The sequence below is a fragment of the Caproiciproducens galactitolivorans genome, from assembly GCF_004768785.1.
In the GTDB taxonomy this organism is placed as follows: Bacteria; Bacillota; Clostridia; order Oscillospirales; family Acutalibacteraceae; genus Caproiciproducens; species Caproiciproducens galactitolivorans.
Genome location: NZ_SRMQ01000004.1, coordinates 89,706 through 109,043, shown reverse-complemented (window position 1 = coordinate 109,043; position 19,338 = coordinate 89,706). Strand labels below are relative to the sequence as shown.

The following is a 19,338-nucleotide window of genomic DNA, read 5'->3' as shown; positions in this document are numbered from 1 at the left end:
ATTGAAATGGAAAAGAAAAGTATAAATAAGGGTATTTTAATAGATTCGCTTAAGCAATCCTTTGCCAAACTCGCTCCGGCAATTCAAGTCAAGAACCCGGTTATGCTGGTCGTTTATATTGGCGCCATCCTAACTACAGCGTTATACATTTTGTCCTTTACGGGAATCAAAGATGCATCCAGCGGATACATTTTAGCAATTGCGCTCATCTTGTGGTTTACCGTATTATTCGCAAACTTTGCAGAAGCCATTGCGGAAGGACGTGGACGCGCCCAAGCTAATACCCTGCGCAAAACACGTAAGGATGTAAAAGCAAAAAAATTGATATCCAAGGATAATATAGATGATTATACTGAGGTGCTTTCTGCCCAGCTAAAAAAGGGGGATATCGTCATTGTTCGGGCAGGAGAGCAGATTCCCATGGATGGTGAGGTTATCGAAGGAGCCGCTTCTGTAGACGAAAGCGCAATCACCGGTGAATCCGCACCGGTCATCCGTGAATCCGGCGGCGACCGTAGTGCCGTGACAGGGGGAACAACTGTGGTGTCTGACTGGCTTGTCATTGAGGTGACAGCGGAGGCCGGAGAAAGCTTTTTGGATAAGATGATTTCCATGGTTGAAGGAGCATCCAGAAAAAAGACGCCCAATGAGATAGCTCTACAAATTCTGTTGATAACACTCACCATTATATTTTTAATTGTCACGGCAACACTGCTTCCGTTTTCGAGCTTTGCAAGCCGTCAGGCAGGAACAGGATCCGCGATTTCCATTACAAATGTGATTGCGTTACTGGTTTGCCTGGCTCCTACCACCATCGGCGCGCTGTTGTCCTCTATTGGCATTGCGGGCATGAGCCGTCTCAATCAGGCAAATGTGCTTGCTATGAGTGGCCGCGCTATTGAAGCAGCGGGTGATGTGGATGTTCTATTGCTGGATAAAACCGGAACTATAACTTTGGGGAACCGTCAGGCAAGTGAATTCTTGCCGGTAAGAGGTATCACAGAACAGGAACTTGCGGATGCTGCTCAATTATCTTCATTGGCAGATGAAACCGCTGAAGGTAGAAGTATCGTTATTCTGGCAAAAGAAAAATTCGGTATCCGTGGTCGTGAGTTTTCAAAAATGAATGCCAACTTTATAGCATTTACAGCAAAAACCAGAATGAGCGGTGTTGATTATCAGGGGATTCAGATTCGTAAGGGTGCCGCTGATGCAGTTAAGGCTTTTATATTGGACAATGGTGGAGAATACCCTGAAGAGTGCGAGCAAATCGTAAGAAAAGTCGCCGGGGAAGGCGGTACACCTTTGGTAGTTGAAAAAAACAATCAAGTGCTCGGCGTTGTTTATTTGAAGGATATCGTTAAAAACGGTGTTAAAGAACGATTTGAAGATCTTCGCAAAATGGGTATAAAAACCATTATGATTACAGGTGACAATCCCATGACTGCTGCGGCAATCGCAGCAGAAGCAGGAGTGGATGACTTCCTGGCAGAAGCCACACCGGAAGCAAAGCTGGATTTAATCCGTGATTATCAGTCAAAAGGTCACTTGGTAGCTATGACGGGCGATGGTACCAACGATGCACCTGCACTGGCTCAGGCAGATGTTGCCGTGGCAATGAACACCGGTACGCAGGCAGCTAAGGAAGCCGGGAATATGGTTGACCTAGATTCCAGTCCTACCAAACTTATCGACATTGTGCGCATCGGAAAACAGCTTCTTATGACTCGTGGGGCATTGACAACCTTTAGTGTGGCAAATGATGTGGCGAAATATTTTGCTATTATTCCGGTGCTGTTTTTTAGCATTTATCCGCAGCTGACGGCTTTAAATTTTATGGGACTTACCAGTTCCACGACAGCAATTTTGTCCGCTATTATCTACAATGCGCTGATTATTGTTGCGCTCATACCCTTGGCACTTAAGGGTGTAAAATATAGGGAATTGCCCGCCGGAAAACTATTGAAAAGAAACCTGTTGATTTATGGCTTGGGAGGAATTATTGCTCCGTTTATAGCTATTAAAGGAATTGACATGTTGCTTACGGCTTGCGGAATTAGATGAGGAGGATTAAAATGACTAAAACAATGAAAATACTGCGACCAGCTGTTATGTGCTTTCTTGCGATGACTGTAGTATGCGGTATCATTTATACGGCTGCTGTTACAGGAATCGCACAGCTTCTATTTCCAAATCAGGCAAATGGTAGCATCATAACAATTACCTTGAAGGATGGCACACAAAAGGATTATGGTTCTGCGTTGATTGCGCAAAAATTTACAGGTGCCCAATATATGATTGGAAGACCGATGGGAACAACAAATCTTTCGCCAGTCAGCAAGGAACAAAAGAAGCTTGTGCAGGAGCGTATTGATTGGCTGCATTCCTTAGATCCGGACAATACGGCGGATATTCCAATGGATTTAGTTACGAAATCCGGTAGTGGTGTGGACCCGAATATCACTCCGGAAGCTGCAGAATATCAGGTTGCTCGTATTGCACGGGAACGTGGTATGAACGAAGATGATGTACGGGCAATAATTAGTAAATATACTACCGGCCGTTTTCTTGGAATATTCGGTGAACCTGCTGTAAATGTATTGAAGGTTAACCTTGCGTTAGATGGTTTGCTGTAAGCCATATAGCGAGTGGTCAACAGCTACGAAGGTCATGTGTTTTTACATGACCTATCGGCGCATTAAATGACCTCGCTATCTAAACCAATTTAAATCAGCATGCAGGTGAATTTATGCCAAGTTCAGAAGAGAAAATATACAGAATTATTCAAGGATGACCGCCAAATCTTCAAAACGCTTTAATCTTTCTTGTTACGCTTTTAAATTATCCACTCTGGATGGAATCCAGCAGTATGAATAAGCACGGCTGTAGAGGTTTTGCTCATATGCGTTATGCAAAATTATGTTCCTGTTGTAGATGATAGCGTAAATTTATGTGAATTATTACAAGGAAGTCTGGAATCAGTTATTATCATGATCTTTTGGAGAAAGAATTGAAAAGATTGTACATTATAACTGGAATCACTTGCTATAAAATACATTAGTGGTATGATAGTTAAATACAGAGGAGAGGAGGTGATGTAAAATGAATGATTTTGACAAACGTCCTGATCCCAATCAACTTCTGGAAGACATACAAACACAACAGGAAAATCATTCGGGGAAATTAAAGATTTTTTTCGGATATGCAGCCGGTGTAGGTAAAACTTACGCCATGCTTGATGATGCACAAGAACAGTATCGCATGGGGAAAGATGTACTCGTCGGTTACGTGGAACCGCATACCCGTCCTGAAACTCTGGAACTTTTAAAAGGGCTTCCCTCCCTTGCTCCTAAATTGGTGTTTTACCGTAATATAGAGCTCAAAGAATTTGACCTGGATGAAGCTCTAAAACGAAAGCCAGAACTGATTTTAGTGGATGAACTTGCTCATACAAATGCAGCAGGCGTTCGAAATCTAAAACGCTTTCAGGATGTTGAAGAACTTTTAAATGCAGGAATTGATGTTTACACGACCGTAAATGTTCAGCATATTGAAAGCCTTAATGATGTGATTGAGGGAATAACCGGTATTCGGGTAAAGGAAACCGTTCCAGATTATATTTTCAACAAAGCCGATAAAGTTGAATTGATTGATATTGAGCCGGATGAATTGCTCAGACGTTTCGAGGACGGAAAGATTTATAAGCCGGAGCGGGTACAGACAGCCATGAATCATTTTTTTACACGGGAGAATTTAAAGCTCCTGCGTGAAATTGCCATGCGCAAGGCTGTTGATAGAATCAGCGATGAGAACCAAAATGAGCGCCTCACGACTGAAAAAATGGCGAATACAAAAATGCTGGCCTGTATTGGTCCATCCCCATCCTCAGCTAAATGTATAAGATGGACGGCACGAGCCGCAGAGGCCTTTCATGCAAAGTGGGTGGCTCTTTATGTTGAAAGTACTGACAGCGAGCATTTAACCCCTCAGCAGCAAAAAAATCTCCGTGAAAATATGGATTTGGCAGGAAAGCTTGGCGCGGAAATTGTTTCACTCACAGGCCATGATATTGCCATATCTGTAGCCGAATATGCGAAATTATCTGGTATCACAAATATTGTAGTTGGAAAAAGTTACAACAAGAGAACTCTTAAAAATATGTTCGATATGGACTTTGAAGATAAACTGATTTCTCTTTTACCAAGTATAGAAGTCCATATTATCCCTGGCGCTACTGTGCGCAGGGACTATAAAAAGCCGCACAAAGTCATTTGGAAAGGCAAAATAGAATTTTCCTGGATAGACTGTGCAAAAACAGCAGCGCTGCTTGTCGTAGCCACACTGGCGTCTCTTGGTCTGCGAATGGTTGGAATTGGAGATCAAAACGTTATCATGGCTTATATTCTTTCTGTGCTTGTCATATCACGGAATACAAAAGGACATATTTGGGGGATCGTTGCTTCAGTAGCAAGTGTACTAAGCTTTAATTTCTTTTTTACCGAACCACTTACACGTTTAATGCCATTCAGGCAGGTTATCCTGTTACCTTTCTTATTATGCTTATGGTAGCGTTGACTACCAGCACACTTACTGCAAAAATAAAGACGCAGGCTAAACTGGCTGTTCAAAGAGAGCACCGTACGGAGATTCTTTACGAAATCAACAAAAAACTTCTTGTTACCCGGGGGCTTGAAAATATTATATCACTAACCAACTCATACATCGTGAATTTATTTGAACGTTCAGTTGTATTCTTTTCTTCCGACCCTGAAGCAAGTATCGATGGTATTGTCATGCAGGCTAATGGTGATGTGGATGAATCCGTTCTTAATTCCGCAGATGAAAAAGCAGTCGCTCATTGGGTGTTTGTCAACCAAAAACGTGCAGGCTCTGGAACAGATACTTTAATGGGAGCGGTCGGTTTTTATATGCCTGTACTATCGCAAGGAAAGGTGTTATCAGTATTAGGGATTTCCTGTACAAAAGGAGCTCTCAATCATGATACTCGCCAGTTTTTACGTATGATTGCCTCCCAAGTGGCTATGGCGTTGGAACGGCAGCGTTTGTCTGATGAACAGCGTAATATCATTGTGGAAGCCGAAAAGGAAAAAATGAGAAGCAACCTGCTTCGTGCAATTGCTCATGACCTGCGTACGCCGTTGTCCGGAATCCTTGGAGCCAGTTCCGCTATCCGCGAAAATAAAGAAATACTGGATGAAGGTACACGCGATAAATTAAATGCGGATATACAGGAAGAAGCGCAGTGGCTGATACGAATGGTAGAAAATCTTTTATCGGTCACACGAATAAATGAGGGGGAATCCAAGGTTAACAAGAATCCGGAAGCAGCTGAAGAAGTAGTGGCAGAGGCCGTAAACCGAATCCGAAAGAGGTTTCCACACCACAAGATTGAGGTCTTTGTACCGGACGAGCTATTAGAGGTGCCCATGGATGGCACATTGATCGCTCAAGTGCTGATTAATCTTCTTGAAAATGCAATTAAGCATTCTACAGATACTTCGCCTGTTGAAGTTAGATTAAGTAAGCAGGGAAACTATGCGGTTTTCGAAGTGGCTGATCACGGTAAGGGAATTGCAAAAGAAGATCTTCCCTATCTATTTACCTGTTATGTACCAAACGGAAGAAAAAGCTCGGATTCTTCCCGTGGAATGGGCATTGGACTATCAATTTGCATGACAATTATTAAAGCCCATAACGGAACAATGGAAGCCGCTAATCGAAAAGAAGGTGGTGCGATATTTAAATTTGCGCTACCATTGGAAGGAAGTGATGGACTATGATAAAACCAACAATTCTCATTATTGAGGATGAGGAAGTAATTTGCAACTTTATAACAACTATTCTCAACTCAAATGGCTATCAGGTTATCAAGACCGGTACGGGTCAAAAAGGTCTTTCTATGGCAGTATCCTATTCGCCGGATGTTATTTTGCTGGATCTTGGTTTACCGGATATTGATGGGATTGAAATACTGAAAAGTATTCGTGAGTGGTCGAAAACACCGATTGTTGTAGTGTCGGCTCGTGGACATGAGCGAGAAAAAGTGGAAGCGCTCGATCTTGGCGCCGACGATTACATCGTAAAACCATTTGGCACATCTGAACTTTTGGCAAGAATCCGTACGGCTTTGCGGCATAGTCCACAAAGTATGGGGACACAGGGAAAGGGCGAAGAAAAAAACGTTATTGGAGATCTTGAGATAAACTATGACAAACGCTCGGTTTTCCTCGCTGGAAAAGCGGTTCATCTGACCCCTGTTGAGTATAAAATTTTGGCACTTTTATCAAAGAATGCAGGTAAGGTACTGACACATGATTATATCATGAAGGAAATATGGGGGCCTTACGCCGGGAATAGTCATACACTTCGTGTTAATATGGCAAATATACGCAGGAAAATTGAAGTGAATCCTGGTTCACCCAAATATATTTTGACAGAGATAGGCGTCGGATATCGAATGGTGGAAGAATTGGACTAATCATCAGTACCAGTTGCAGTCAGCGAAATTTAATTGATATTCTAAAGAATTCGTGTATAATATCTTTAGAATTGTGTAAGGAGGCAAACGCTGTGCCAAATATAAAGTCCAGTACTGACCTGCGGAATAACTATAATGAGATATCCACCTTCTGTCATGAAAACCGTGAACCTGTTTTTATCACAAAAAACGGGCAGGGAGATTTGGCGGTTATGAGCATTGAAACCTATGAGGCACTCAGCGGTAAGCTTGAACTGTATCACCTGCTTGACGAAGGACGATCGGCCGTTAACGCGGGTAAAAAGCGTCCTCTTCAAGATGTCATGAAGGATATTAAGCGAGGCATCGCCGATGGCGAAATATAGGGCAGATGTATCTGAACCAGCCGAAAACGACCTTAAGGACATTGTTCGGTATATTGCTTCTCAGCTGTCAGCTCCCATATCGGCAACTCGCATGATGGAGCTTCTTGAAGAGGCAATGCTAAGTCTGTCCGATATGCCGCAGCGCTGTCCGTTTGTTTCAGACGATCGTCTATGTCAAATGGGATACAGGAAACTAATTGTAAAAAATTACGTTGTGTTTTTTTCCATAGACGAGAAGAACAAGGCGGTTGACGTTGAAAGAATTCTGTACAGCAGACACGACTGGATCAGATTTTTATAATCGATACAAGAACAGGGTGACACTATGCAAAGTAGTCACCTTGTTTTCATGTAAATGGATGCACCGAGCATTTAGGGGTTTCGATACTGCTCCAACAGCTCCATGTGCTTCTTGGACTTCTGATGGATGCGGCAAGCTTCTGTTGCCATATAGCTTATCAAGCTGTCCTTTGGCACTAAATACTTGGTATAATACCATACCCCCGTTATCTTTTCTGCCTTGATCCATTCAGAAACTGTGGTTTGGCAGTATCCCGTTAGCTTTGTGACATCATTTACCGTGAGGGCATCCGGAAAGGTGTGCCACTTGTTCTTAAGCATTGCCATAAACTTCTCGGAATTGATTGCCTTCGCCGTTTGGCGCTTCGGTTTATATTTTATTCCGCTTGAAAATATCCCCGGTGGTGTCAGCAGGGTCTCGGGAGATTCTTTCAAGCGGGTAAGATATGCAATAACGTCGGTTATTTGGATTTTAAACCTGCGGGTCTTTTTGCCGGTATCCTCGCAGGGGATATATCCGTTCTCCAAAAGCCATGTGGCTTTTCGTTTGATTATGCGGCAAATTCGTAAAGCTGGTCTTGACTTATCTTCTCCGGATATTCAGCCAGAAGGTAAGAGTAGTCGGTCGCCATCATCGTTCCTCCCATCACATTGATCTTAGGACAGAGAATTATGCTCTGTCTGCTGCAGGATGTACTGTTAAAAATCAATGTCAATGGTAGGATACGCTTGGTTTTGATTTTTTAAATCGCCGGGAAACTAAAGTATCTTAAGGTTATTTCGCCGGTTGTTTTTCTACGGTTTTTCTACACTTCGCCTTGAAAACTGCTAAATCAGGGCGGTGTGTCCATACGCTGGAATTTCAGCGTTTGTGCCTGAAAAGCCTTTATTTATGCGGGTTTGCTCGATTTTATCTTCTCCTAAAGTTACTCTCGCAAACTCATAAGAACTTGCCTTCAAATAACTCGAAATCAGGTTGTCGAGCAATCGGCACGTGAGTTCGAATCTCACCGCCTCCGCCATGAGCCTGTTTGCGGTCTATGTCCGCAACAGGCTCTTCCTTTTTCTGCCCTTTTCTACGCCCTCTTTAGTACCAATCAATTATATATTATATATACCGCCTACTAGCAGGTAGTCGGTTCCTTTAACTTCTTCAAAAAATTGCAGTTTTTTGAAAGCTTATTAAAGTACGTATTTTTTTTGCCTTATACAAGGCATATCTTTAAATCCGGAAAAAGAAAAGCCGGGGAATTGAAGTGCATTTCTACACTCCGATTCCCCGGTACTTTAATTGAATTTAAACCGCATAGTAAAAAATCCTCCAGACCAGCAAAGTCTGGAGGACTATGACGCAGTTGATTCAGGGTGTGAAAATAGCTTCTCCAAACCTGCATTCTTTTATTTGATAAGGAACGATATAAAGTGGATACTACTCTGTTCCTTGTGTTTTGGGCAAAACCCAGTTTTTTTGAAGAAATATTTTGCGATACAGATCTTCGCCATAAGCAGTTTGAACTGGCTGCCCGGGAGCGATCTGAAACGTCCGCGTTCCATCTTCTGACCTTTGTGCTGTTAAATACAGAACATCCTGACGTCCATCCTGAAGAAAGCTGATTGCGTAAGTATAAAGGTGTGTAACAGAAAATACTTCAATTTTATTATCAATCAGCGCCTTTGTAATCTGTCGGCAGATTTCAGAACCTTCCCGTTCGTTTGTAGCCGCAAATGATTCATTAAAGAGCACAAAAGAATAGGGACTGAGTTGATCGGAAATTTGATTCATACGAGACAGTTCTTCATCAAGCTTTCCGCTTTTCATAGAACTATCCTCTTCTTTTTTGAAATGGGTAAAAATTTTATTCCTTATTGGAGCCTGAAAGGATTCAGCTCCGACAAACATCCCACATTGCATCATCAACTGAGCCTGGCCAATACTTCGGAGAAATGTCGACTTTCCCCCTTGATTTGCGCCCGTAATGATAGTAAGGCGCTTATTTTCTGCACAAACCCGATTACCGATAACCGATGTATTTTTGGTCAAAGCAAGGCTAATGTCGTATAAATTATCAAATTTTCTATTTTCAGATCGGAGAGAAAGTAATTCAGGAATACATAGAGGCATCTTTAATTCCTTCATTTTGTCGTGCAAATTCAAGCAGCCTATATAAAAGGCAAGCTCCTGTTGAAGGGTCAGAAAAAAGTTTCCAATGTGTTCCGCTGATTGTGAAAGAACATTGGTACTTTCGTTAATTGCCCGATCACGTCTTTTTCCAAAATCAGAAGCACCGGCATCATCCCTTGGCGCTAGGTTAAATTCAGGAGAGAAACTCCAATGCCACCAAAAATGCTTTCCTTCTTTGCGCCTTAAAACATAATTCACACCTTGACAATAGTTACCAAGATTAGCACTAATCAATATTCCTTTGTTATCTTCATCTTTTAGTTCATTCAGCAACGCTCTAACCTGTGTAAAATAGTCATCACTCAGTTCATCTTGCAACATCTGAATGAATCGTTTCCAACCTTTTGCATGAAAATTCTGCGAATTACGTACTGCTGCATTACGGATGTTCAACAATGCTTCGGAATAAAGCTTTAGAAGGGTAATGGAGCTTGAATAATTGATTGACAAAGACTGATTAGGCGATAACCACGACCATAATCTGCTCTTCTGTTCCTTTGTTTCACAAGTAATTTTATATAATTTCCTTATGGTATCTGAATTACTAATACAGTCTTTGAGAATATCCTGTCGGTAACGAATTTGCTCTATGTTTTTCAAAGAATGAGACAGGACTTGATCGCATACATTCTCAACCAAGTCGTCCCCGTTGCCCATTGCGGATATAATCCGTTTTAATTCGAGATCATCAGACAATGTTTTCCAATCACAAGAGGGTTTTTCCTGCATATTAAAATCAAAATCATCAGCTAATAATCTGACTTCCATTTTTACCTATTCCTTCCGTACTTGGTACTATTCACATTTTTTGCTTTAGCCGTGCGCTGAGCTGAGCATAAGTAAGATGGTATTTCGAGGCGATGTGAAGTGCATAAGCCAGTCCGTCAGGAGGCTTACGTACAATTTGAAAGGTCCTTATTGTAGGATCGTTTTCATCTACCGTACTCATCATACTGACTGTTTCTTTTCCGTAAATGGCAAGTTCATCAATAAATGTTACACAAATAGCCGGACAGCCGATTTTCACAATGGCATCCATCATATGGTTGCCCAGCAAAATAGCGTCCGATAGGGTGGTTGAAGAAAATATTTCGTTGATGACAATAAGGCTTTTCGAAGTGGCATGGCTTAGAATGTCATACAGTCGTTCCAAATCATCCTGTAGTTTTCCGTTGAGTGATGATAAATCTTCTTCGCGTTCGAAATGAGTGTAAATCTGGTCAAATAATAAAAGCGATGCCTCTTTTCCCGGAACGCACAAGCCGAGACTTGCAAGATAATGGATTTGCCCAAATGCGCGCGCATAGGTAGTTTTTCCTCCCTGATTTGGCCCTGTGACGACTAAAATCCGTTCCGGAGGCTCCAGCGTAAAATCGTTTGTAACCGGCTTGTTTTCAGAGCCAAGCGACTTTGCCAGTGCAAGATCGAAGAAGTTTAGGTCGTAGAGCCTGTCAGCACCGGACGTAAGCCTGGGATAGCAGAAAGGCAGCCCCCTTTCTTTGAGAGGTGCTATAAATCCCAGCCATGAAAGATAGAAGTGAACTTCACGTGAAAACTGCGCGATAACCGGATCAATGAATTCCAAGTTCCGCATACAGAAATCGTTCAGATCAGAAAAAACATTTGGGTAGCAGGTTGCGACCAGTTTGAGAACAGCAGCTTCCACATGCTCTGCCCGAGGTTCTTCCGTCAGCTTGTGGCGGTACTCTTGCACATTTCCCTGCTGAAAACGGGCAAATAATTCGCGGACGTCAACGCTGATGTCTGGCTGATTCTCGTATTTTCGGACTCGTATGGCGCCGTTTTTTATCAACATACAATAGTGCACCGTGGAAAGTTCCTTTTTCAGATCATCCACGCTTGTTTTCAAGGTAAGGAACTTCTCGCTTTCTTGATAGTTATGCAGATAGTCCACAAATCTCTGTAAGCCTTTCGAAAGTATCGTCTTTTTATTTAGACCATTTACTGCCTCAATGATGACGGAACAATATCGACTTGCAAAATCCAACATTCGTCCTCTGGCCAAATAGTTGTTTTGATAAGCGTCATTGGAAACCAGAATTTTCCTCAATTGATCTTGAAAGGCATTGAGCTCAAAAATGGTTTTAGAAAAAGTGGAAATGAGCTCCCGTAGCCCATCATTTTCAAGGTCACGCATAACATCCTGCCGATATTGGATAATATCCGCATTAGCGAGGGGTGTCAAAAACCAGCGATCCAGCTGGTATGTTTTGTAGCCGGTTAAAATTGGGTGGATTATTTGATCCAAATTTAGGTCTTTGAAATAGCCCGGTTCTGATTCCGCTTCCTGATGAGGAATCTTATCATCATTTGGGAATAAAATGCTGAAGAACGTAAAGCATCAATCCTTTCCAATTTGTACGTCTGTTGACATGTCACATTGGGTTATTGTATTTGCATATGCAGCAAGTGATCTAAGCGTGTCCGTCATGCGTTCGTTGAATATCATCATATGGCTCGGAGCTTTGAGCTGGACGGAAGAAAAGTTCCATATAGCAACGATACCTGCTCTGACCAGTGCATCACAGGTCGCTTGCGCGCTGATACCTGGTGTCGCAATAATGGCAATCTTCGCATTCAACCGATGGCATATTGCTTCCAACTCATTAACAGGATAAACCGGCTTTCCCGATACGCCTTTTCGAATCAATTGTTCGTTAATATCAAAACCGGCGAGAATGTCGAGACCGTAGACGGAAAACCCAGCATAACCCAAAAGTGCTTTCCCGATTTTTCCAACACCGACCAATACCACCGCACTTGCTGATTTGCAGAGCATATGCTGATAAACCGCTTGAAAAAGTTCTTCCCGATTAATTTCTCTGAAACGTTCTATACCTAACAGAATCTGTATATCTCCCTTGACAGTTTTTGAAGGGATAGAAAGATCCTTTGCGATAGCGTTTAGCTTCAAGGCTTGTATATTTTGGGGGATATTTTGCAAATACTTAAAATAAAGTGGGATGCGCCGCATCATATCATTATCAACTTTCATATAACACCATTTCATAAATTGAATTACCCTGACTTATCCAATTCCTCAATGCTTTGCTTATAAATTGTCGTAAATCCATCAATTAATGGAACAGGCCCCGAATATTTCTCAGTTGGTTCATCGGTCATAAAAATTCCCTCTTGAGCGGTAAGCACCGTAAAAAACAGCTGATGCCATCTACCGCAATTTGTTGTAGAAGTCATCAGCCATTCGTTTCGGCTTGTTGCCAAGGGAGAACTTCATTCCCTTTTATTTAGTTTTCCGTGTTCTCAAAGCGGGCAATATAATGGAATTTTAGTGGTTCCGTCATGCTTGGGTTTACTACTTTTATTTGATCCAGATGGTCGTAACAAACCAGTATTTCAACCTGAATCTCTTTTTCTTCCCCTTTCTTTAAATCGTAATGATCCGGCTGTTTGTTCTGAGGCGGAAGGTTCCACATATTTCCATCCGGGTTAAAAGCTAGATGATTCAGCCTCATTTTCCCCTCTAAGACCGTAATAAAATAACTGCATATTCCCGCTTGAACCGGCAGATAACAAGTGCTCGTTTTCAGACTGGCTTGCCCTGCCAAGGTGACAATATCATCCATATGCTTGCATCTTACTAATTTACGGTTCAATCGTTCATAGGAACCGTTTTCCGGTACAATCATGACGATGCAACTAGCGTATTTTACCACATAAGACGCTACAGATCCAATCATTTGAGACCAACCGTCTTTGGTGGATTTTGTCATTACAATGATATCTATGTTATTTTGGTTTGCACAATCCAAAATCCCTTCCCCGGCGCGGCCAATCACTACTTCTTTTTTCACCTGAAAACCCGGCATTTGATCGGAAACAGCATCCAAAGTCGATTTCATTTCCTTTTTTATCTTATCAAATTCTTTCGCAGAAAACATTGACGCAATATCTTCCCGAACCATGAGCAGTACAATATTCACGTCTTTTGGCATGTATAGTGACTTTACCAAGTCAACCGCTTTCATGCTGCGTTCCGTTCCGTCAATCGGGATAAGGATATTTCTCATGACAGTGCCTCCCATCTGATAAGTCCCCCCCTTAGACGATGAAAAAGGCTGACAACCTCTACAATCTTGTAGAAGCCATCAGCTGTAATCAGCAATTCGGATATTCCGAAGGGGAGCTTCATCCCTTTAAGGGTAGTATAGCACTTTGCATCAGCATCTGCAAGAATTATACTAACTTTTATCAATTGTATTTGCAGCATTGAATTATAGTTGACAAAACACAGTCTTATGACTAAACTTAAAGCAATTAGAATAACGGCGATGAAGTTCGCCTTATACCCCATTTCTGGGGTTAATGACTTCTATTATTATAAATAATAGAAGTTTTTTTGTTGGAGAAAAAAGGAGTGTATCATCATGAAGCGAAACAGAAACAATGTTCGTACTCTCGGATGGGTAGCTTTCTTCGGAGGATTCGGGCAAGATATGATACAGCCCATCCTGCCTGTATTCTATTCCTCAGTCCTTGGCATGAGCAAGGAGATGATAGGGTTAGTAGAAGGTAGCCTTACAACAATCGTAAGCATCTTCAAAATTTTGTCTGGATTTTTGTCGGATAAACTAAAAAAGCGTAAAGCAATCGTATTTATTGGATATTTATTATCTGCAGTCAGTCGATTTTTGTTCGGCTTTGCTTCTACAGCATGGCAGGCTTTTGTTCTCCGCTTTGCCGACGGTATAGGAAAGGGCATAAAGGATGCGCCAAGAGACGCGCTTGTTGCTCAATCCGCAAAAGAAGGGGAAATGGGATTTTCCTTTGGCTATCAGCGCACACTTGATACATTTGGCTCTGTTGTTGGCCCACTTGCTACCGCCGGTCTCTTATGGCTTCTTGCGAAAAATATTATGCGATACAGAATTATTTTCTATATTGGCGGATTGATTTCAGCCATTACCCTTTTGCTGATTGTTTTTTTCGTGAAAGAAAAGTCTCAACCGGATTCACCCCAAGGGAGTAAGTTTAATTGGACACTCTTAAAAGGCAAATTCCTATATTTTCTGATTATAATGCTAATATTCACTTTAGGAAATTCAAGTGATTCCTATTTAATTTTACGTGCTCAAAATGTAGGTGTCAGCGTCATCGCAATTCCTGTTGTATATGCACTGTTTAACCTATTCTATGCGCTCCTATCCACACCGGCAGGTGCGTTGTCCGATAAAATCGGGCGGGTTAAAGTCATGCAAGCCGGGTGGCTGATTTACGCAATCGCCTATGTCGGGTTTGCTCTTGCAAATCAAGCATGGCAAATCTGGATCATTTATATCTTTTACGGGTTCTATTATGCGACGACAGAGGGTATAGCAAAAGCGTTAGTTGCACATATTGTGCCTGATAATCAGCGTGGCACAGCATACGGATTTTTTAATGCTTCTCTCGGACTAATGTCCTTACCTGCAAATTTAATTGCCGGATTCCTATGGGACAAAGTTGCACCGGCAGCAACTTTTTATTTCGGAGCTGCTTGTGCAATAATATCTTTAATTCTTTTAAGCTTTTCAAAATTAGAAAGATGTGCTGCCGATTAGGCAATGCTAAGAAATTGCTGCGCAAAAAAGAAACAACATTTGGGAGACAATAATATATGGATAAAACAACTAAAAAGAAAAATCTCGCACTTGAATTTATTCTATTATTTGGATTAATCAGCGCCTTGGGGGATATTACTTATGAAGGAGCGCGTAGTATCTATGGCAGCTATTTAGGTGTATTGGGTGCCAATGCCGTGGCAGTTGGACTTATAACGGGTTTTGGAGAATTCCTGGGATATGCAATCCGGGCTGTTTCGGGATATTTTATTGATAAAACCGGTAATAGCTGGATTGTGACGACTATAGGCTATGCTATGCTTATTTCAGTTCCATTACTGGCTTTGGCTGAGCATTGGGAAATTGCAGCACTATTTATTATTCTTGAACGAATTGGCAAAGCGGTACGCAGCCCCGGCAAAGATACTATGATTTCACATGCAACAAAGCATATAGGATCTGGATTTGGTTTTGGTATTAGTGAGGCTCTTGACCAGATCGGCGCAATTATTGGGCCTCTTATTTTTACGGTATGTCTTTCATCTTTTGGCGGGTATAAGCAGGGGGTTCAAATTATGTGGGCTCCTGCAATTTTAACGATTGCCGTCGTATTATATACAAAGCATAAGTATCCGAATCCGTCGCAATTTGAAACAATCACCGTGTCCGGAGGGGCAGCAAATCAAAAACCGCAAGCTTCAAAAAGGAAGGTATCGGCTGATTATTGGTTATATTCTCTGTTCATTTTTTTTAGTGTTCTTGGCTTTGCCGGCTTTCCTATACTTTCCTATCACTTTTTATTTCAAAGAATATTAAACCAAGCGGCAATTCCAACATTATATGCAGTTGCTATGGCAATTGATGGATTGCTTGCTGTTTTTATCGGAAAGCTTTATGATCGTATGGGAATAAAAGTTCTCGTATCTATTTCGCTTTTAAGTATTGCTGTATCAGTTTTAGGCTTCTCTACTTCAACTGCTTTTGCTGTCATCAGCATTTTATTGTGGGGATGTGTAATGAGCATTCATGAAACTGTTATGAAAGCAGCAATATCTGATATTACCCCTGTTGCCGATAGAGGAAAAGCCTTTGGTTATTTTAACACAATATATGGAATGGCAATGTTAATTGGAAATTCAGCCATGGGTTTTATATATGAGCGGTCAGTTCTTTATGTAATTCTGTATGCCGTTATAATAGAAGTACTCTCTATTGCTGTATTCATTGCTTTTATAAATAATCTTAAACGTGAACAGAGAAAACGTAGTTAGACTGGTTTCGAATCGCAACAGTTGCTTAACATATCTGATTTGCTTCTTTTTTCCATAAGTACTGTCTTTCTCCAAGTTCCAAACCGATCACGAGCTATTTTATTACGAAAACCGACTTCCCGAAATCCACACTTTTGAAACAACAAAATGCAAGAATAATTATTATGCATTATTGTCGCTTGTAACGTCCAAAATCCTTCTTTTTCTGATTCTTTTATGACTTTATCTAATAGCAATGTTCCAATTCCTTGATGCTTTGACTTGTTTTCCACGTAGACACTAACTTCAGCTACACCAGAATATGCAGTTTCATTTGAAACAGGCGACAACGCAATCCAACCGAGAATTCTCCCGTTTTGCTCATATATGTAACGGCATTTCTGTAGATATGTTTTGTTCCATATTTCATAAGTTGGACACATTGTTTGAAATGTCGCTAAATTCGTATCAATTCCCTGATGATATATTTTTTGGACTTTATTCCAGTCGCTTTCCTTGAACGGTCTAATAAAATCTTCCATTTTACCCACCCGCTATCAAACTAAAAAATTCCCCTTTGGAAATGCATGCGTAAAAAAGCTGATGACTTCACCAATTTAGTAGAAGCCATCAGCTGTTCTCAGCAACAATTTGGACATTTCCAAAGGGGAGCTTCATCCCTTGCATAGTATAGCACTTGGGAAAGCAATCTTCAATATTAAAAATAGCAATTCATTGTTTGTCAATTTTATCTAGTGTTGATCAGTAATACAATCCTTATATTTCAATTTGTCATTTAACAGTAATCCTTCCGGTAGTTATACTGGGCATCCAAAAAATGGTGAAAATCCCGAATAAGCGTGGATGATCTTTTGCTCAAATTGTAATAAATACACAAAATCAAACCGAAAAATTAATAATTTTCTACCTTTTGGTTCGTTTTCGTATCTTTTATTAAATTTATAAAGCAATGAAAGTTGTATAATAATAATATAGCGATTTGGTGATGAAGCTCACCATAATGCAGTCAATGCTAACGGCTTCTACTTTGAGAAAAGGTAGAAGCTTATATTTTTGCCTTGAGGGTGGTATATTTCTTATGAAACTCAGTAGAATCTTAATAGTTGGCTTGGGAGGCTTCCTTGGCACCGCGCTCCGCTGCATCATTTCGACCGCTACAGCAAAATATTTTGGCGATTTTCCCATAGGAACTCTTATTGTAAATGTCCTTGGCGGCTTCACCATGGGCTTCATCATGGAAGCAAGCACCAGTATCTGGCCTATTTCTGCAAATGCCAGAATATTTTTAACTACAGGGATTATGGGCGGCCTTACCACTTTCTCCACTTTCAGCTATGAAACCGTCTCATTCTTTTCCGACGGCGAATACCTGATGGGTGGAATGAATGCAGGATTAAACCTTTTTTTCGCTTTATTCGCCTGCTGGTTTGGAAAAATAGTAGCCCAATAAAATCAAATGCTCTAAAAAACGAAGATATTTGAAGAAAACGAGAGTTTATTAAGGGAGTCTCTGATTTAATCTTACTATTGGGTTATTATTTCCAGTCAATACTTCCTGATTTCATATTGACAAAACTTGATTTGACGTATATATTAATAACATATCAAATAATTTTGATATGAGGTGATAGCTTGTCAACCGTATATGAAGAACAGGCAAAAGTGTTCAAGGCATTTTGCGACGAAAAACGCCTTAGGATACTTGAACTTCTGCGCGACGGGGAAAAATGCGCCTGCGTTTTGTCGGAACAGTTGGACTTGGGGCAATCGGGGCTTTCCTATCACATGAAGATTCTGGTTGAATCGGGTATTGTGGAGAGTCGGCAGGAAGGCAAATGGACGCATTACAAAATTAGTGAAAAGGGAAGCGCCTATACCGGTAATCTATTAAAAAAACTGACAACGCCCAACGCGGTTACAGAAGAAAAAATTTGTTGCAAATCTAAAAAGCCATCCTGACGATGGCTTTTTTAAGAACAGAATACATCAAATTTTTTTGATGTTATTGAAAGTGAGGTTTATCTCTCATGCAGATACTAAAATTAATTTGGGACTTTTTCCAATACCAGATCCTTGCTATGAAATGGCTGGATGGCCTAATCCGAAGTGGCCTGACCGCTATTGGACTTGATACATCGGCGCGGTTGGGTGGAAGCATTGAGTTTTTCTTATACGATGTGATTAAGATCACGATACTTCTGTGTTCGCTGATTTTTCTCATCAGTTATATCCAAAGTTACTTCCCACCGGAGCGCAGCAAACGGATTCTCGGTCGTTTCCACGGTGTCTGGGCAAACTGCATTTCGGCGCTCCTTGGCACGGTGACGCCGTTCTGTTCCTGTTCCTCTATACCACTATTCATTGGGTTTACATCCGCAGGGCTTCCTGTTGGTGTGACGTTTTCGTTCCTGATTTCTTCCCCAATGGTGGATCTCGGATCGTTGCTTCTGTTGATGAGCATTTTCGGTGCAAGAGTAGCAATTATTTATGTTATTGTTGGGCTGATCGTCGCAGTCGTCGGAGGCACGATTATTGAAAAACTGCATATGGAGCGGTATGTTGAGAGCTTTATCCTGTCAGCGGGTAGTGTGGACATCGAATCGCCAGACCTGACAAAAAAAGACCGACTGATTTATGCAAAAGAGCAAATGCTCTCCACCTTCAAAAAGGTGTTTCCCTATATTCTGGTCGGTGTAGGCATCGGCGCGGTCATTCACAACTGGATTCCGGCAGAATGGGTATCGCTCGTGCTGGGAAGCAAAAATCCCTTTGGCGTCGTTCTGGCAACCCTAATCGGGGTCCCGATGTATGCCGATATCTTCGGTACTATTCCGATTGCTGAGGCACTATTATATAAGGGGGCACAGCTTGGTACTATCCTTTCATTTATGATGGCTGTCACAACGCTGTCCCTTCCGTCCATGATCATGCTCCGCAAGGCGGTCAAACCGAAGCTGCTGGCACTGTTCATCGGCATCTGTACCATAGGCATTATCCTTGTAGGCTATTTTTTCAACGCGATTCAAGGATTTATCATATAGGAGAAAAGTGTTATGGCAAAGACATGGTATCCTATTATTGACTATCTGATATGCGCGGAGTGCGGCACCTGCGTTACAAGATCTTGATTTTGCAGACC

At 41.5% G+C, this 19,338-nt stretch carries 16 protein-coding genes, 1 pseudogene and 5 riboswitches; of the genes and pseudogenes, 11 read left to right on the top strand and 6 right to left on the bottom strand.

The features are described 5' to 3' along the window. Positions 1 to 6: 6 nt before the first annotated feature. The 6 genes and pseudogenes from kdpB (at position 7) to CAGA_RS06205 (ending at position 7,165) form a co-directional block, all read left to right on the top strand. The gene (kdpB, locus tag CAGA_RS06230; RefSeq protein WP_135659030.1) at positions 7 to 2,064 is read left to right on the top strand and encodes a potassium-transporting ATPase subunit KdpB; all 2,058 of its coding nucleotides are present in this window, start codon (positions 7 to 9) and stop codon (positions 2,062 to 2,064) included. A 23-nt stretch (positions 2,065 to 2,087) separates the two neighbouring features. Beyond that, the gene (gene kdpC / locus CAGA_RS06225) at positions 2,088 to 2,636 is read left to right on the top strand and encodes a potassium-transporting ATPase subunit KdpC (protein ID WP_135659077.1); all 549 of its coding nucleotides are present in this window, start codon (positions 2,088 to 2,090) and stop codon (positions 2,634 to 2,636) included. A 466-nt stretch (positions 2,637 to 3,102) separates the two neighbouring features. Then, a pseudogene (locus CAGA_RS12990) lies at positions 3,103 to 5,801 on the top strand (DUF4118 domain-containing protein). Then, positions 5,798 to 6,499, top strand: a complete 702-nt coding sequence (locus tag CAGA_RS06215; RefSeq protein ID WP_135659027.1) for a response regulator transcription factor — start codon at positions 5,798 to 5,800, stop codon at positions 6,497 to 6,499. The pseudogene CAGA_RS12990 and the gene CAGA_RS06215 overlap by 4 nt, the downstream one beginning before the upstream one ends. A 92-nt stretch (positions 6,500 to 6,591) precedes the next feature. Continuing rightward, positions 6,592 to 6,864 carry a type II toxin-antitoxin system Phd/YefM family antitoxin gene (locus CAGA_RS06210; protein ID WP_135659024.1) on the top strand — a complete coding sequence of 91 codons (273 nt, stop codon included), beginning with the start codon at positions 6,592 to 6,594 and terminating at the stop codon, positions 6,862 to 6,864. Then, entirely contained in the window at positions 6,851 to 7,165 is a 315-nt protein-coding gene (locus CAGA_RS06205; RefSeq protein ID WP_135659021.1) for a type II toxin-antitoxin system RelE/ParE family toxin, read from the top strand. Before CAGA_RS06210 ends, CAGA_RS06205 begins: the two co-directional genes overlap by 14 nt. A 71-nt stretch (positions 7,166 to 7,236) precedes the next feature. Here CAGA_RS06205 and CAGA_RS06200 read toward each other — a convergent pair whose 3' ends face one another. The 5 genes from CAGA_RS06200 to CAGA_RS06180 form a co-directional block, all read right to left on the bottom strand. Continuing rightward, entirely contained in the window at positions 7,237 to 7,692 is a 456-nt protein-coding gene (locus CAGA_RS06200) for a helix-turn-helix domain-containing protein (RefSeq protein ID WP_243112959.1), read from the bottom strand. Positions 7,693 to 8,593: 901 nt separating this feature from the next. Beyond that, complete coding sequence (locus CAGA_RS06195; RefSeq protein ID WP_135659019.1) at positions 8,594 to 10,114, bottom strand: MutS-related protein; 1,521 nt, start codon at positions 10,112 to 10,114, stop codon at positions 8,594 to 8,596. 31 nt (positions 10,115 to 10,145) lie between these two features. Further along, positions 10,146 to 11,615 carry a MutS-related protein gene (locus CAGA_RS06190; RefSeq protein ID WP_135659018.1) on the bottom strand — a complete coding sequence of 490 codons (1,470 nt, stop codon included), beginning with the start codon at positions 11,613 to 11,615 and terminating at the stop codon, positions 10,146 to 10,148. Positions 11,616 to 11,708: 93 nt separating this feature from the next. Then, complete coding sequence (locus CAGA_RS06185) at positions 11,709 to 12,362, bottom strand: redox-sensing transcriptional repressor Rex (RefSeq protein WP_167875174.1); 654 nt, start codon at positions 12,360 to 12,362, stop codon at positions 11,709 to 11,711. A 186-nt stretch (positions 12,363 to 12,548) separates the two neighbouring features. Next, positions 12,549 to 12,618, bottom strand: a riboswitch (Fluoride riboswitch). Further along, positions 12,616 to 13,398 carry a universal stress protein gene (locus CAGA_RS06180; RefSeq protein ID WP_167875173.1) on the bottom strand — a complete coding sequence of 261 codons (783 nt, stop codon included), beginning with the start codon at positions 13,396 to 13,398 and terminating at the stop codon, positions 12,616 to 12,618. Its footprint overlaps the riboswitch before it by 3 nt. A 62-nt stretch (positions 13,399 to 13,460) precedes the next feature. Next, positions 13,461 to 13,533, bottom strand: a riboswitch (Fluoride riboswitch). Positions 13,534 to 13,646: 113 nt separating this feature from the next. Continuing rightward, positions 13,647 to 13,710, top strand: a riboswitch (Fluoride riboswitch). A gap of 45 nt (positions 13,711 to 13,755) precedes the next feature. On the opposite strand from CAGA_RS06180, the gene CAGA_RS06175 reads away from it, so the two are divergent. After that, positions 13,756 to 14,928 (top strand): MFS transporter, encoded by a 1,173-nt coding sequence (locus CAGA_RS06175; protein WP_135659012.1) that lies wholly within the window; start codon positions 13,756 to 13,758, stop codon positions 14,926 to 14,928. Positions 14,929 to 14,984: 56 nt separating this feature from the next. Then, the gene (locus CAGA_RS06170) at positions 14,985 to 16,199 is read left to right on the top strand and encodes an MFS transporter (RefSeq protein WP_135659010.1); all 1,215 of its coding nucleotides are present in this window, start codon (positions 14,985 to 14,987) and stop codon (positions 16,197 to 16,199) included. Here the strand turns inward: CAGA_RS06170 and CAGA_RS06165 are convergent. Beyond that, the gene (locus CAGA_RS06165) at positions 16,196 to 16,720 is read right to left on the bottom strand and encodes a GNAT family N-acetyltransferase (protein ID WP_135658996.1); all 525 of its coding nucleotides are present in this window, start codon (positions 16,718 to 16,720) and stop codon (positions 16,196 to 16,198) included. The genes CAGA_RS06170 and CAGA_RS06165 overlap by 4 nt on opposite strands. A gap of 72 nt (positions 16,721 to 16,792) precedes the next feature. Beyond that, positions 16,793 to 16,869, bottom strand: a riboswitch (Fluoride riboswitch). 302 nt (positions 16,870 to 17,171) lie between these two features. After that, a riboswitch (Fluoride riboswitch) is annotated at positions 17,172 to 17,231 on the top strand. Between the two features lie 46 nt (positions 17,232 to 17,277). Between CAGA_RS06165 and crcB the strand changes: the two genes are divergently transcribed. The 3 genes from crcB to CAGA_RS06150 all read left to right on the top strand — a co-directional run bounded on the left by crcB (position 17,278) and on the right by CAGA_RS06150 (position 19,240). After that, positions 17,278 to 17,649, top strand: coding sequence for a fluoride efflux transporter CrcB (crcB, locus tag CAGA_RS06160; protein ID WP_135658993.1), 372 nt, complete (start codon positions 17,278 to 17,280; stop codon positions 17,647 to 17,649). 182 nt (positions 17,650 to 17,831) lie between these two features. After that, entirely contained in the window at positions 17,832 to 18,158 is a 327-nt protein-coding gene (locus CAGA_RS06155) for an ArsR/SmtB family transcription factor (RefSeq protein ID WP_135658990.1), read from the top strand. A 68-nt stretch (positions 18,159 to 18,226) separates the two neighbouring features. Next, on the top strand, positions 18,227 to 19,240 hold the full coding sequence (locus CAGA_RS06150) for a permease (protein WP_135658987.1): 1,014 nt from the start codon (positions 18,227 to 18,229) through the stop codon (positions 19,238 to 19,240). Positions 19,241 to 19,338: the final 98 nt, after the last annotated feature.